Annotated in this window: 13 protein-coding genes; 6 read left to right on the forward strand and 7 right to left on the reverse strand. The window is 39.0% G+C overall.

All coding sequences use genetic code 11. The annotated features are described in order from the left end of the window. Positions 1 to 100: 100 nt before the first annotated feature. The gene (locus FJR37_RS00295) at positions 101 to 1,042 is read right to left on the reverse strand and encodes a glycosyltransferase family 9 protein (RefSeq protein ID WP_053539653.1); all 942 of its coding nucleotides are present in this window, start codon (positions 1,040 to 1,042) and stop codon (positions 101 to 103) included. 195 nt (positions 1,043 to 1,237) lie between these two features. Between FJR37_RS00295 and ispD the strand changes: the two genes are divergently transcribed. From ispD to FJR37_RS00310, 3 genes are all read left to right on the forward strand, one after another. Continuing rightward, positions 1,238 to 1,918 (forward strand): 2-C-methyl-D-erythritol 4-phosphate cytidylyltransferase, encoded by a 681-nt coding sequence (ispD, locus tag FJR37_RS00300; protein ID WP_039201346.1) that lies wholly within the window; start codon positions 1,238 to 1,240, stop codon positions 1,916 to 1,918. An 85-nt stretch (positions 1,919 to 2,003) separates the two neighbouring features. Then, positions 2,004 to 2,561, forward strand: coding sequence for an SMC-Scp complex subunit ScpB (scpB, locus tag FJR37_RS00305; RefSeq protein WP_168464975.1), 558 nt, complete (start codon positions 2,004 to 2,006; stop codon positions 2,559 to 2,561). A gap of 103 nt (positions 2,562 to 2,664) precedes the next feature. After that, positions 2,665 to 3,009: a DUF760 domain-containing protein gene (locus tag FJR37_RS00310; RefSeq protein ID WP_027401717.1), complete on the forward strand. Its 345-nt coding sequence runs from the start codon at positions 2,665 to 2,667 to the stop codon at positions 3,007 to 3,009. Positions 3,010 to 3,566: 557 nt separating this feature from the next. On the opposite strand, the gene FJR37_RS00315 is transcribed toward FJR37_RS00310, so the two are convergent. Then, positions 3,567 to 4,784 (reverse strand): HhoA/HhoB/HtrA family serine endopeptidase, encoded by a 1,218-nt coding sequence (locus FJR37_RS00315; protein WP_168464976.1) that lies wholly within the window; start codon positions 4,782 to 4,784, stop codon positions 3,567 to 3,569. A gap of 413 nt (positions 4,785 to 5,197) precedes the next feature. Here FJR37_RS00315 and FJR37_RS00320 point away from each other — a divergent pair, with 413 nt between their 5' ends. Further along, on the forward strand, positions 5,198 to 6,091 hold the full coding sequence (locus FJR37_RS00320; RefSeq protein WP_168464977.1) for a M23 family metallopeptidase: 894 nt from the start codon (positions 5,198 to 5,200) through the stop codon (positions 6,089 to 6,091). Between the two features lie 737 nt (positions 6,092 to 6,828). On the opposite strand, the gene FJR37_RS00325 is transcribed toward FJR37_RS00320, so the two are convergent. From FJR37_RS00325 to FJR37_RS00345, 5 genes are all read right to left on the reverse strand, one after another. Further along, on the reverse strand, positions 6,829 to 8,109 hold the full coding sequence (locus FJR37_RS00325) for a VWA domain-containing protein (RefSeq protein WP_027401714.1): 1,281 nt from the start codon (positions 8,107 to 8,109) through the stop codon (positions 6,829 to 6,831). Further along, positions 8,106 to 9,362 carry a VWA domain-containing protein gene (locus tag FJR37_RS00330; RefSeq protein ID WP_168464978.1) on the reverse strand — a complete coding sequence of 419 codons (1,257 nt, stop codon included), beginning with the start codon at positions 9,360 to 9,362 and terminating at the stop codon, positions 8,106 to 8,108. The genes FJR37_RS00325 and FJR37_RS00330 overlap by 4 nt, the downstream gene beginning before the upstream one ends. A 185-nt stretch (positions 9,363 to 9,547) precedes the next feature. Next, a complete protein-coding gene (locus FJR37_RS00335; RefSeq protein WP_168464979.1) occupies positions 9,548 to 10,009 on the reverse strand; it encodes a DUF29 domain-containing protein in 462 nt (153 codons plus the stop codon). A 38-nt stretch (positions 10,010 to 10,047) separates the two neighbouring features. Continuing rightward, on the reverse strand, positions 10,048 to 10,308 hold the full coding sequence (locus FJR37_RS00340; RefSeq protein ID WP_168464980.1) for a hypothetical protein: 261 nt from the start codon (positions 10,306 to 10,308) through the stop codon (positions 10,048 to 10,050). A gap of 128 nt (positions 10,309 to 10,436) precedes the next feature. Then, positions 10,437 to 13,379 (reverse strand): tetratricopeptide repeat protein, encoded by a 2,943-nt coding sequence (locus tag FJR37_RS00345; protein WP_168464981.1) that lies wholly within the window; start codon positions 13,377 to 13,379, stop codon positions 10,437 to 10,439. Between the two features lie 591 nt (positions 13,380 to 13,970). On the opposite strand from FJR37_RS00345, the gene FJR37_RS26685 reads away from it, so the two are divergent. Together FJR37_RS26685 and FJR37_RS00355 are read left to right on the forward strand one after the other, a co-directional pair. Continuing rightward, positions 13,971 to 14,090: a type ISP restriction/modification enzyme gene (locus FJR37_RS26685; protein ID WP_199924453.1), complete on the forward strand. Its 120-nt coding sequence runs from the start codon at positions 13,971 to 13,973 to the stop codon at positions 14,088 to 14,090. Between the two features lie 247 nt (positions 14,091 to 14,337). Further along, entirely contained in the window at positions 14,338 to 15,498 is a 1,161-nt protein-coding gene (locus tag FJR37_RS00355; protein WP_168464982.1) for a hypothetical protein, read from the forward strand. The last annotated feature ends 3 nt before the right edge of the window (positions 15,499 to 15,501 follow it).

A 15,501-nucleotide genomic window follows, 5' to 3' on the forward strand; every position in this document is an offset into this window, starting at 1 on the left:
GGGGACAGGGAACAGGGAACAGGGAAAAAATTTCCTTCTGACTCCTGACTCCTGCTAGATGATTTTGAAGCTAAAATCTAAAATCCAAAATTGATAATAGTTAACTTCCCCAAATTTTTTCTAAGACTATTTGGGGCGCAATATCTGCTAGTTTTCCAGTGGGTGAGGTAATAGCTAAGACTTTTTCACTTGTGGGTAATAATTTTTCTGAGTCCGTAGAATTTAGCAAAGCTATTGTATATGTTTCTACTGCTATACTCAATTGCAGAAGACTATTTTCTACAGACAACATTAAACTAGCGCCACCAATGATGGCGGTTAGTTTGCCAATATCATCGGGGGAAGTAACTTTAATATTGTGACAATGTTCTAAAATTGAACGCACAAACGACTCATTATCAGCTTCTTTAATGACAACAACGGGTAAATCTGGTTGTTTTTCTTGGCAAGCTGCAATGATTTTTTGCCAACTTTCTACAGGGTAGGTTGTATCTAAATTAGATCCACCAGCATTGATGAGAATAAAACCTGATTCACTTACGCCTAAACGTTTTTGTTCTCCTTGCGCCCATTCGATGTCTACTTTTGGCACATTTACTGATAGTGGTGGACAAGGAGTATTAATCTTTAAAGGTTTGAGTAGGTCATGGTACACTTTTGCCACATATTGGGATAGGTTGGGTGTAATGTGATTAGTGAGAAAAACCGCACCTTGTCCTTGATAGCCAATGCGTGTGGGGATTCCTGTTAACCACATTAGCAAGCCTACTAACCAACTTTGTCCAACAATAATAGCGACATCATACTCACGATCGCGGATCATGCCAACTAAGTTACCCCAATCAGCCAAACTATTACGATCTTTGTAGTCAAAAGTTAATACATCATGAACTGACTTGCTTACTCGGTAAGCAGCCTTTGACTGGGGTTCGACAATGACATCTATCTGCGCGTCGGGATAATAACGCTTAAGATCATCAAGAGTGGCAAAAAAAAGAATTTGGTTATCAATTGAACCAGGTACAAGGGTTACTACACGCATAATATTTATTAACGTTTATTGTTTTATATTTTAGGAGAATATAGGTATTGAGAATTATGAGTCACGATCTTAAGATGTAGGGGCGCAGGGCGTGCGCCCAAGGGTTAGAAGTTAGGAGTTTTTGAATTTTGCTAGTGAAGTTATTCTCAAAAATGGGTATTCTGAATTTATTTAATTAAAGATCAAGGAAAAGTTGTGCATTTACTAATTCCCGCTGCTGGAAGTGGCAAAAGAATGGGCGCTGATCGTAATAAACTTTTATTACAGGTACGTTCAAAACCATTGATTGCTTGGACTTTGTTGGCAGCAGAAGCCGCAAGTTCTATTAGTTGGATAGGAATTGTTTCTCAACCTCAAGATTGGGACAAGTTCAAGTCTATTATCGCTGAATTAAAGCTAAAAAAAACAATAGAATTAATTTCTGGTGGTTCTACTCGTCAAGAGTCAGTTTATAATGGCTTACAGGCATTACCAAATAATGCGGGACAGGTATTAATCCATGATGGCGCTCGTTGTTTGGCAACACCAGATTTATTTAATGCTTGTTCTGAAGCAATTCTCAATTGTTCTGGTTTAATTGCGGCTGTACCTGTTAAAGATACCATTAAAGTTGTTGATGACAATGGCATAATTAAAAGTACACCAGAACGTAAACAACTTTGGGCGGCTCAAACCCCCCAAGGGTTCGATGTCAAATTGTTAAAACAGTGCCATGCTGAAGGTGTCCGTCAAGGTTGGGAAGTGACTGATGATGCGGCTTTGTTTGAAAAATGCGGTATTGAAGTGAGGATAGTTTCGGGGGAAGAGACTAATTTGAAAATTACTACTCCTCAAGATTTGGCGATCGCAGAATTTATACTTAGTTATAGAGAATAAGCAGGGGAGCAGGCAGCAGGGGGCAAGCAGGGGGAGAAAAATTTTCTAAAATCTAAAATCCAAAATCTAAAATCTAAAATACTGAATGCCCAAGAATATACCTATAGTAGGCAAAATAGAAGCGATTCTTTATTTAAAGGGTAAACCCTTATCACTAAGTGAAATTGCTGAATATGCGAAATGCGATCGCTTCACAGCAGAAGAAGGAATTATCCAACTAATTGAGAATTATTCCCGTCAAGACACAGCTTTAGAAGTCGTAGAAACTGAACATGGTTATAGTTTACAACTGCGGTCAGAATTTCATGATTTAGTGCAAGCTATAATACCAGTAGAATTGGGAGTTGGGGCATTACGGACATTAGCAGCGATCGCCCTCCATAATCCCATATTGCAAAGTGAATTGATTAATTTACGGGGTTCAGGAGCTTATCAGCACGTTCAAGAATTAGTAGAATCCGGTTTCGTCCGCAAACGCCGAGAAAGTGATTCTCGCTCCTTTTCTCTGCAAATAACACCAAAATTTCATCAGTATTTTCAAATCGAACAACTACCCCAAATTTTGGCAATTCCAGACAAAGAACAGCAACTAGAACTGGAGTTAGAAGGATTAGAGGCAGAGGAGGGAACAATTCAAAATTAAAAAACCCTTCTCTATTCCCTATTCCCTTTTCTCTGTAGAAAATGCGCTACCCTATGAATATGGTTTAGAGTAAAATCAGCAGTTAAGCTAATATAAATCGCCAATGGTGTTTGATCCTGACTTTTTGCAAGACGACTCTGAGCAACACCCTAATCAACTTCTGAATGATCGCTTTGGGGACAACCCAAACCAATTACTGAAATATTTACAGCATCAATCTCCTGAAGTTTTAGCCCGTGTAGCCCAAGCTGTCAGCCCCGAAATTAAACAAATCATTTCCCAGAATGTCCAAGGACTCGTGGGAGTGATACCGACAGAACATTTTAATGTGCAAATTACAACAGACCGGGAAAATCTAGCGGGAATACTAGCATCAGCAATGATGACAGGTTATTTTCTCCGCCAAATGGAACAGAGAATGCAATTGGAACATTTATCCAATCAATAGGAGTCAGGAGTCAGGAGTCAGGAGTCAGGAGTTCACCAAAAACAAAGAACAAAAAGAAAGTTTCTTCCCCTCCCCCTGCTTCCTATTCCTGTTCTCTGTCCCCTGCTATTGAGGTTGACACTCCCCGGTCTAAAGACGCGGGGATTCTATAGAGAGTTTCAGTCTATATCTCTCAGTTATCCCAGCTTCAGGCAGGGTTCCTTAAATATTTGGGTTCCTGCCCTGATCCTGTTTGCCATTACCGGCAGAATCATTTCTGACAAGCGTAACTTTCCGAGAGTCCCCCGGTAGGTTTTTAATGTCTTTGCTGACAATTTAACTGTATCACGAATATGGATTAAAATTTGAAGTTATTTCAAATTTTTAAATTAATGTTAATGCAGGATAAAGGAAAGCCTCTAGCCTTCATCCCTTGTCTAAAGCACAGATGTAGCTTCCTACAGCAATTTCCAATCATATAAGGTACATCTTAGCCCCTCATCGCTTGCGGGGAGGGGGTTGGGGGTGGGGTTCTTGTTCCGGGTTTGATGACAATTTGCTGTAAGTCAGCTACATCTTCAAGGGTTTTCGGCATTTCCCTTATAATTTCCCGAACGAACCTGAAATATTTGAGTTTTCCCATTGCGGTTGACTTCTATGGTAAGAATGTCTCCAACACTACTCGATTCGACTATCTTTTGGACTTGAGCCGCAATTTTGATTTGTTTACCATTAACTTTTTGAATCACGTCACCAGGAAGTAATCCTCCTATCTGTGCGGGTGATTTTTCCATAACTTTTCTGATAACAATTCCCACGTCTGGCTGAATGTTTAGCTGATCTTCCGCTTTCAGTCGCTCTTTTGTGGTTGTGGAAATGTCTATCATCTCAATTCCTAGAAAGGGGTGAGCAACTTCTCCTGTGGTAAATAGTTCATTGGCTACACGAAAGGCGGTTTCAATGGGGATAGCAAAACCAAGTCCTTGAGCATCAGCACGGATAGCAGTATTTACGCCAATAACTTGCCCTTGAGCATTTAAGAGTGGTCCACCAGAATTGCCAGGATTAATAGCTGCATCTGTTTGGATAAAACTAACGCGCTTATTAGGAACGCCTACTTGGGCGCTAGTTCTGTCCGTGGCACTGATAATGCCAATAGTGACAGTATTATCTAAACCTAACGGATTGCCTATAGCGATCGCCCATTGTCCAGGAATTAAATTTTGTGAATTACCTAACTTGACTATCGGCAACTTGTGGGCGGAAATTTTGACTGCGGCTATATCTGTCACCGTATCAACTCCTACCACCTTCCCCTCAAAACTCCGCCCATCTTTGAGGGTAACTTGAACCGTGTCTGTATCTGCCACTACATGAGCATTAGTTAATAACTTACCATCCTCACTCAGTATAAATCCTGAACCTGTTCCCCGCTCAACTTTTTCTGAGGGGATTGGTTGTTCATCCTCTTTAAAAAAATGGCGAAATAAGGGATTTTTGAGAGCTTCAGTCATCGGATTTGATACTTTACGAATTGCATTAATTCGCACAACCGCAGGACCAACTCTGCCGACAGCAGTGGCGATAAAATTGATATTATCACTTCCCGAAGTGTTAAGTATGCCATTGACAGGTTGAGGAGCAGCAGATTCAGCAGGTAAAGTTACTGCCACATTTTTTAATTCTTGAAATGAAAGATTGTGCGTCCAAAAATAACGACTAACAAATACACCACCACCAGAGCCAATTACCACCAAACCTAGATAAACAGCCAGTTGCTTCCAAGATACATTCATAATTATTAAGAATAATGGCACTCAAGGACAGATGAAAGCTTATCTCTTTAGTGTAATCAAGCAAACCTTCAGTGAACAGATTATTTGAGCGATAAATATCAAAAATTTGTCAGCATATTCGGGGATCATATCTAGTAGTCTGTCAACCCGAAAATGACGGGTGAAGGGGAGAAGAGAGGTGGGGGAGGTGGGGGAGGTGGGGGAGGTGGGGGAGGTGGGGGAGGTAGGGGGGGAGGGAAGAACAGAAGTTTTTTTCCATTACCCGTCAAAATAAATTTGACGAACTACTAGTTCTTAGATTTCATCATGGATTTACTCAAAATAGGTAGTAAAAAGATAGAGGAAAAACTTTATCCTATCTTTAACAATTCCCCACTAAAATCTAAAAATTAGCGGTTTCTGGACTTCTTTACATGAAATTTTCCTATTGTTCACTATGTTTTTTGAGCTTATTTAGCACTTTAGGTTTATTATCCACCTTATTACAATTACAAAGTGCTAATGCTAGTCCAGGGAGTTGTCCTGTTCCCGTCTTAGCTCGTATCCAACGTCATCAAGTTAATCGCGGTGAAACTTTAGCAAGTATAGCTAATCGCTATAATCTATCACCAGAAACCATTATGGGAATCAATCCATCTGTTAAGAATGGGGTGGTAAGTCCAGGTACAGAATTGCAAATTCTTCCTTTTAATGGCATTGTTGTGGAAGTTCCTCGTAATCAAAGCTGGCGACAAATCGCATCTAAATATAAAGTTCGCCCAGATACAGTCTTTGAAATCAATGGTTGTCAGAAAACCCCTAAATTTGTTTTTTTACCAATACTTCCAGGGGTAACTAATACTACTGCCCCTACTCCTGCTGCTGGGGTAATTGCTACGGCACCTAGTACCCCCGCTGAAAACATTACTGGTTATCCCTTGCCAAGTGTTACAGAGGTTGGATTAGCTTATGGTTGGCAATATCACCCGGTAACAGGAGACGTTTTCTTTCATAGTGGCGTAGATTTGTTAGCGCCAGTAAATACTCCTGTGGCAGCGATCGCTTCAGGAATCGTCGTCTTTGCCAAGGAACAAGGTAGTTACGGCAAATTAGTCATTATTAACCACGCAGGTGGCTCACAGAGCCGTTACGCCCAACTTGACAGCATCAAGGTCACGCTCGGTCAAACGGTCAACAAAGGCGATATTTTAGGATCAGTGGGAACTACAGGACAACCAACCTCTACTCAACCCCATCTTCATTTTGAAATGCGTTCTAACGGTTATTTAGGTTGGGAAGCAAAAAATCCCAAGGAGTTTTTAAAGTGAGGAGTCAAGCCATAGTTCAGAGCTAATAACTCAAGTCCCTTTTAACGGATTATAAACGAAAAAAAAGGTTTGGTGCTATGACCAAACCTCCATAATTGCTGTGCTTAACAACGTACTCAATTAATTTAGTGCTACTCTAGTCACATATCATCTTCCTATGGAATGTGTACAGATTGCTCTAATTGTGATAGATCAAGACAAAAATATATATTGGCGTTGCAAATATTAGTCTATATGAAATTATACAAATTAATTTAAATATAAAAAAGGCTTGGGTGTTAGCCAAGCCTTTATATATACCAGGTGTTTACCATATATAGATACTTTAAACCTTAAATTACTCCTATTCATCTTCCTATCAGGTGTGTACAAATTCAATAAAATCTGATATGGCGGATGTTTATAAGTAGGGGTTGCTGAAAAAGTTATCTGTGAGGGCTAGTAGTGTGTCAACCCGAAAATGACGGGTGAAGGCGAGTAGGGGGGGTAGGGGGGTAGGGGGGTAGGGGGAGGTAGGGGGGGTGGGGGAGGTGGGGGGGGTGGGGGAGGTAGAGGGGGAGGGAAGAACAGAAGTTTTTTCCGATCATTACCCGTCAAAATAAATTTGACGAACTACTAGAAGTATGGCTAACGCCACGCTGCGCTATCAGCAAACCCTACTTAATGGTTTTTGAGCGATCGCTGGCTCGAAAATTGCCGAAAATTTGATCAGGTAGGCCAAAAGACCTACCCTACAGCTATTCTTTCAAAATAGTCTTGGATGCCATTCTTGTCTTCTTGCGATCGCTTTCGGTGAGTTCTTCACCTGCTTGTAAGCGAGTTGCTGAAACTTGTAGCACGGTGGCTGCACAGGTATCGCCAATTTGTAAGGCGGTATTAGCAGCAGTTTGTAACATTGTGGCAGCACCAAGGCGATCGCCTAGTTCTAATTTTGCCTCAGCTAATTGAGTTTGCCGATATTTAGCCAAAAGCAGAATCGAGTTTAGCACCTGGGAATTGAGAGCAGGTTCATAACTCTTGGTAAAATTGGCATATATTGGCACTAAGGGAGAAAGTAAACCCTCTTTATTCAAGGATGGGTCATCATAGCGAATTTGAATATGACCAATGACTTGTTTCCCTTCTGGTAATTGTCCCAGATAAATATTCGCTAAAACAACCCTTTCGCTATCCTTCATCAAGTCCCCTAACCGCAGTATTAAAGTCCCATTAGCATCGGTTTCCACTGGTAATTCAATGGTATCTGGCGCAACTTGGGCAACGGGTTTGAGTTCCGCCAGACGGACAACAGGGACTAAAGATAGGAGTAAATGGGCATTTGTTAATCCCACCGACTGTACCCGCCGAAATAGCCGCGCAAATTGAGTTACAGCTTGCTCTGGGTTCTCGATATAAGCTAGAGTCCCACCCCCTGCATCAGCAATCTTTTCCAATAAATCTGGATTCCAGTCATCACCAAAACCCAGGGTGTTAATTGTCAGGTTGAGTTTGGCGGCTTTTTTGGCAAGTTGCAAACAACGTTTATTGTCATTTGGTCCAATTTGCCATTTCCAAATCTGTAACCCGTTATCCCCATGACCATCTGTGAGGAGGAAGGCTTGGGAAACCGCCCCTTTTGTGCCTTTGAGTAGTTCTGTAATCCCCAAGGATAAACCTTCGGCGATGACAGTCCCTCCAGCAGCCTTTAGCTTGGCTCTTAACTGGGTTTTGATGCTTTCAATATCTTGGATGATTTGGTTGGGGATAATGACTCCAGATGTGCCAGCAAAACCGATGATGGAAATCCTGTCACCAACTTTTAATTGATCCAATAATTGCTCAACTGCTTGAATGACAATATTCATGGGTTCACCGGACATAGAACCACTTTGATCGAGAATCAAGCAGAGATTCAAGGGTAAACTTTGTTCAAATTCAGCAGGAATAGCGGAAATAGAAATTGAGAGTTGACGTTGATTGCTTTGTTGGGCAGCATCAACGTTGGTATCATTTAGAGCCGATGTTAGTTGAACTTTCATTGAGGGGAAGCATCTTGCAAAACAGTTTTTGAGACAATTCTGGTTTTTTTGCGATCGCTTTCTGATAACTGTTCCCCAGCTTGTAAGCGGGTGGCGGAAACTTGCAATACCGTTGCAGCACTAGCATCTCCCATTTGCAGCGCAGTTTTTGCCGCAGTTTGTAACATCGTTGCTGCACCAGCCCGATCACCCTGCTGTAATTTCGTTTCTGCTAACTGGGTTTGGCGATATTTGGCTAAAGCTAAAACCGACCGTTGTACCTGGGGATTTGGTGCTGGTTGGTATTCCCTGGTGACATGAGCATAAATTGGTAGATTGGGGGAGTATAGCCCGATTTGGTTATGGGCGGGGTCATCGTAGCGGACTTGAACATTAGCGATCGCCTGTTTACCTTCTGGCAACTGTCCCACATAAATATTAACTAAAACTACCCGTTCCCCGTCTTTCATTAAATCGCCCAATCTCACCACCAAGCGCCCATCGCTTTCGGGTTGTACTGGTAACTCAATGGTATCTGGGGAAACTTGGGCAATGGGTTTGAGTTCTGCTAACCGCACATTAGGCATTAAGGATAATAATAGTTGAGCGTTAGTCAACCCCACTGTTTGCATTCGACTAAACAACCGCCCAAATTCCGATACAGCCTGATCTGGGTGTTGAATATAAGACAACGTACCCATACCAGCATCAGCGATTTTTTCTAAAACTTTATCATTCCAATTGTCACCAAATCCCAATGTATTTAGAGTTAAATTATAACTGGCGGCTAATTGGGCAAATTTCAAACAGCGATCGTTATCACCATGTTCATTTTCTCCATCAGTCAGTAAAAATGCTTGGGAAACTGTATCATGTTTACCCTTGGCTAACTCTTCAATTCCTAAGCGTAAACCCTCATCAATGGCAGTTCCCCCATCAGCTTTGAGTTGCATTATCTGTTTTTTAATATGTTGGCGATCGCTAATTAACTGATTTGGGACTAGAACTTTAGCCCGGTGGTCAAAAACAACCACACTGAGGCGATCTTCAGGAGTGAGACGATCTACCAATAAACAAGCGGCATTTTTCACAGTTTCTAGGGATTTTCCCATCATTGAACCGCTATGATCGAGAATTAAGCATAAATTCAAAGGCACAGTCCGATCTATTGTTTCACCACTAGCAGAAACAGAAACTACTAATTGACGTTGAGTGCTAGTTTGATTTGCATCTATACCAGCATCATTGAGCGCTAGTTGTAAATTAACTTTCATAATTTCAATTTCCTATCTAGTTTAGACAGATACAATTTTACAGATAACTTCAAACCGCATCCTCTATACTACGGAAAATAAGTTAATTTAGGAGTCACAGGCTGAGAATCACTGGAATAAAAGCCTTAACTTTCCCTAAAACAGAGACTGAAATATGAACAAATAAACATGAAAATTGATATAATTTAATTATTCAAAAAGTAATTTTTCAGGGTTTCTGCTAAAGTAAAAGGAGATTCTTTAGGAAAGAAGTTTAATTTAATTCCTGTTTCTTCAGATGCTTTTAAACGAGCTTTTTCATAACAATCTGCAAATATTTCTATAAATAGAGGTTGCAAACTAGGACTATCTTCTAATAATAATTCAATACAAATACGTTGCTCTGTAATCGTACTGCGCCAGCTTTCACTACGTTTTTCAGGTTGATATTGCCATTTTAGTAAGTGCATTAATAGCACAATTAAACGGCTCTTTAACTCCCGTTTTTCACTTTTTCCCATGCTTTCAATTTCTTCTATCAGATTTGCTAAATCAATTTCTGCAAATTTCCCTGCTTTTAATTGTTTAGCTATTGTTTCTATCCACAGATAAAAATCTTGGTCGTAAAGATCATCATTAGTAGTGACTGTTGGTTGATGTGTTGTCATAATGATTTCTAACCTCCTGCAATAATCCTATCAGTAAATCATTCTATTGCTTCTCTTTCTTCATATTCACCTTGAGGATATCTAATAATTGGGTCATCTGCTAAACAGCCATAAGTTCTATTAATAAAATCATGCCATTCTAAATCTTTGATTTCTTGATTTTGGGCAATTTTGATGGTTTGATTCACAGGTTCAAATGTGACTGTTACTTCTAATTCTGTTTCTCTCATCTCCAGAGGGATATCTAAATGAAGCACCCCCTCTTGACCTACGTAGGAACGAATTTTGATACTTTGCATATTTTTATTATCTGCTATTTTATTTAATATATCAAATCATAATAAGATTTAGGTATGAATTTTAATAATATATCTAGTTTTGTTTCGCGCAAAGGTACAAAGGAGCAAAGACGCAAAGAAAGAGAGGGTTATTTTTTGCCAAATCCTTTAGGTTTGTTTTGAGAATTGCCTTTTTTGGATTTTGGTTTAAAATTGGGTAATTCACTTTTGTTAGATTTCAGATTATCCCAAATAGTTGCAATAGTTTCTTTACAATCAACAGTATCAGGATGATTTTCTCCGAATTGCTCATGATAAATTTCTAAAGCTTTCATGAAGAGAACGAGAGCCTTATCATAAGACATTTCCTCATGATAAATAAACCCTAAATGTTTAAAAATTCGAGCAACATTATGATTTCTATTTCCGAATAAACTCTGACTCAATTTCAATGCTTGAAAATACCAATCTTTTGCTTCACTATAGCGTTTTTGGCATATATAAAGATATGCTAAATTATTCATAGTTAATGCTACATTGGGATTCTCCTCATCCAATAAGCTTTTCATTAATTCCAAAGTATCTAAATATATGGATTCAGCTTCTTGATAACGACCTTGAGATTCGTATAAGTTAGCTAGATTATTTAAGCTGGTTGCCACATCTGGATGTTTAGATCCAAAGAGTCTCTTTTTAATTTCTAAGCATTGTGATAATACAGATTCAGCTTCTTGGTAGCGGTTTTGACTTTGATATATCATAGCCAAATTATTTAGGATTTTGGCTACATTAGGATTCTCTGACCCAAGTAGGCGTTGACTTTTTTCTAAGGCTTTCAAACATAGAGATTCTGCTTCTTGATAACGATTTTGACACCGATATAAATCAGATAAGTTGTTAAAAGAGCTTGCTATATGAGGATGATCTTCTACCAGAATAAGCTGGTGAATTGCCAGGGCTTGTAATAAAAGGGGTTCTGCTTCTGTGTAACGACATTGAGCTTTGTAAAGACCAGCCAAATTTTCAAGACAGCTTGCTATCTCAGTATGATTTTCTCCTCTTAAAATTCGTCTAAGCTCCAATGCCTTGGTTAACCGAATTTCCGCTTCTGTGTAAAGACCTTGAGATTTATAAACTACTCCTAGCAGATTTAGGCTGTCGGCTGTAAATAAGTCGTTTTCCTCTGCTGAATTTTGATTTATTTCCAATGCTTGTAATAAAAGTCGTTGAGCCTCCTTGTAGCGACCTTGAAGTTGATAGATTTTTGCTAAATAGTTAAGGATAACTAAGAGGGCTGAATGTTCTAAGCCAAAATGAATTTCAATGATAGATAAACACTTTTCAATCCATAATTCTGCTGTGTTATAAAAACCCTGACTAATATAAAACTTACCTAACCCAAGAAAAGGCCATATTAAATTATTTTCACTGATAAATTTTCTCAAATTTTCATCTTTTGCTACTTCAATTAAATGAGATGTAGAAGGAGAAAATGTTTGAATATGCTGAATATCTAAAAATTCAGGAATTTGTTTTGCTATAGTAACTATTGCATTCACAAACCCTGTTTTAAAACTATCAACTCTCTCTGACTCTTCCCGCTTATCTCGCAAAAATTCCCGAATTAATGGATGTACTCTATAACTTCCTTGACCTGTACGTTCCAATAAATTAAAATCTAATAAATCTCCTCTAGCTTCTTCCACAATATCTAAATCAATTTCTTGATTTTCTAAAACTGGTAAATTTTGATAAGCCTTTTTTACCAACTCCCAAGGAATATCAGCCAAAGCAAACAAACTTAACATACAGCCTAATTCTTGGGCATTTTCATCTAAACGTTCCCAACTTAATTCAAAGGCATCATTTACCCCTAGTTTAGCTGTCATTGTAGCATCAGCTTTTATAATTGATGTATGCCTCAGCCGCTTTTTCTCTAGTAAAGATAATATTGTCTTTAATGATAAATCTGGATCACGATCTAAATAACGTCCAACTAACTCCAATCCCAAAGGTAAATAACCCAACCAACTGCATATTTTTTCAGCAATTTCTAATTCTTGTTCAATGCGTTCAGCACTAACTAACGACTTTAATAAATCTAGTGCTGGCTGTGGTTGAAGTGTTTCAAGTTGCAAATGTAAAAATGAACGTCCTAAATTTTCTCGTCTGGTAAGAAGTATTGTAAAACTTGATGATTCTGGTGGTAAATAAGGTTTAATTTTTCCATAGCCTGTAACATCATCTATTACTATCAACCATTCACCAGTTCGCCAATTTCGCCAACAGTAATTTAACTGTGTTGGTATATCCCAATCTTCCGGCGGATTCAAATTTAAAAAACTTCGGGCAAAATTAACTATCTGTCTAGCTATATCTCCATCTCTACCATCTAACCAACAAACACCACCACTAGAAATATTAGATTTATTCTCTCGACAATTTTGTAAATGTCTTAATGCGTATTGTTTGGCAAATTCAGTTTTACCTACTCCACCCATTCCCACAATTACAGCAATTTTGAGTCCATTTTGTTGCTGTAACAATTCATCTAGCTTTTGAACTTCATCTTCACGTCCAACAAACTGTAAAACTCCATTAGGAGGAATGTTTTTATAATATAAAATATCTGTATGATCAGCATTAAATCCCTGATTTCCAGGAAAGAGAAAATTTAAAGCCTCATACCGCTTTGGTAAATCTTCCAGTTTAAGAAAGTTTACCGGTTCTTCAATTTGAAAATGGGTGTCATAAATCCAAAATTCATCAAAATTGCAGAGAATAACATATCGAGGTTTTGGCTTTAATTCATTCCAATATTCAAAGACCTGTTTATGATGTTTCTCTAGCTTTTCACCACGACTTTTCATTTCTAATAGTAGTCGTGGCCGCCACACCAAGTCCGCAAACTTTGTATGCTGTCCGTCTGGCTTAATTCGATACTCTAGCTTTGCACCTGCTTCAATACAACCTCGATGTCCAAATGCTTGGAAAAGTTTAACGCAAAATTCCTGTCCTTCACCTTTTTCATAGCCTTTGAGGGAACGAGCGAAATTAATAAATTCTTGGATTTTGCTGGGTGTATCGGTCATAACAGGACTTTTATGATGGAGTCATTTATATTATTCCCTTTTTTAGGGTGCGATCGCTCTTCATTGGTAAAATTTCTTCACAATGCAGCATATTCTGACCCAGATTTCTTGTTACCTTTAATTTAGCGTTCTAAATCCGGTATAGCCGGTTAAATTGGCAGAATTAACATCTTCTTTCCAGCTTTCTATAAATATCGTTAAGATGGGAGGTAGAACCTCCCGGAAAGCATTCCCAGTCGGAGACTGGGAACGAGGGAAAAGCATTCCCAGTCGGAGACTGGGAACGAGGGAAAAGGAGTTCTCAGCAACTTACCAAATGCCGCAAAATTGGTTGAAGAATGTAGTAAATTATTACCTCTAATTGCTAGTATTTTCTAGCCCAGACGAATAGAATATGGCTTGGCTTCGCCACGCCAAGGGCGAACGCGGCTACACAACCAAAGTCTAAGAGAAATTTAACCCACGCAGGTGGGTTTCGTCTGTGTAGACGCGGTTTCTAACCGCCCCCTTTCTAAAAATACCGTTAAAATGGGAAGTTTTACAATCTCCTCCTAATTTATCTGGAGAAGATGTATTGCCAGAATTTTTTAGATTTACAACTTTCCCTCACATATCTGGGAATTTAAAATTGGTGGATATCAAGTATTAGATAAATGGTTGAAAGATAGAAAAAATTCTAAGAGAGAATTATCTACTGAGGAAATTGACTAGTATCAAAAAATTGTCATTGCTTTAACAGAAACTTTACGAATAATGCAGGAAATTGATATAATTGTTCCAGGTTTTCCCATAAGTAGGTGAACACAATAAAACCAAACTGTGTAAAGAAATGTAAAATCGCCCAAACCCTCTTCACTCTTGCCTCTTGCCTTTTGCCTTGCCATAACGACAATTTTCAACGCTCACCTACTTAGAGTAAAAACTGGTAATATTAACCAATATTAATTTCCTATTTACATTGAAAACCCAAAATGTCTCCTATTTACCTCTCTCTCCTCATGGTGCAAAAATAATATTAGGAAACAATATTACACCAGAACAATTAGTAGTTCCCCTTGCACCCACTCCTACAACAATGTTTGGACCCCGTGCAGCTTGTTTATTATCACCAACAGGACCATTATGGGTATCAGATACAGGACATCATCGTTTATTAGGGTGGCAAAATTTACCCACAAAAGATCATCAACCCGCGGACTGGGTAATAGGACAAACTGACTTTTTTCATGAAGGACAAAATGCTAAGGGTCCACCAGGAAAATCTACACTTAGTGTCCCTACAGGTATTTGTAAATGTGGTAATGGTTTAGCTGTTGCCGATGCTTGGAATCACCGCATTTTAATCTGGTACAATATACCAGAAGATAGTCATGTTCCCGCAGATTTGGTATTAGGACAAACTAACTTTATTGATAATGAACCAAATCGAGGTAATCAACAACCTGCGGCTAATACGTTACATTGGCCTTATGGTATTTTTTATCATCAAGGTAAGTTATTTGTAGCTGATACCGGAAATCGTCGGTTATTAATTTGGAATCAATTACCCACAGAAAATGGACAACCTGCGGATATAGTTTTGGGACAACCGAATATGATATCACGCAATGAAAATGGGGGTGGTTCTCCCACTGCCGCCAGTATGCGTTGGTGTCATGATATCACCCTTTGGGATGATAATTTAGTTGTTGCTGATGCAGGTAATAACCGGGTAATGATTTGGGAAGGAACACCAACAGAAAATAATGCCCCTTGTGCGGTGGTTTTAGGACAAAAAAACTTCAATTTTGTGGAATTAAATCAAGGTGTTTATTTCCCCATTGCAAGTAGTTTAAGTATGCCTTATGGGGTAGATGTTGCGGGGGATTGGTTAATAGTTGCTGATACAGCTAATTCCCGGTTGCTAGGATGGAAGAAACAAGCATCTATTTTATTATTGCAGGGTGCGATCGCTGATGGTGTGATGGGACAAGATAACTTTACAAATAAAAGCGAAAATCGGAATTTTGGACTACCAACAAGACAAAGTTTAAATTGGTGTTATGGAATTAAGGTTTGTGGGGAAACTGCGGTAGTTGCTGATTCTGGGAATAATCGCGTTTTGATTTGCAAGTTTTGATTA

Origin of the sequence: Aphanizomenon sp. UHCC 0183 (assembly GCF_009712065.1) — a bacterium.
Classification (GTDB): domain Bacteria; phylum Cyanobacteriota; class Cyanobacteriia; order Cyanobacteriales; family Nostocaceae; genus Dolichospermum; species Dolichospermum heterosporum.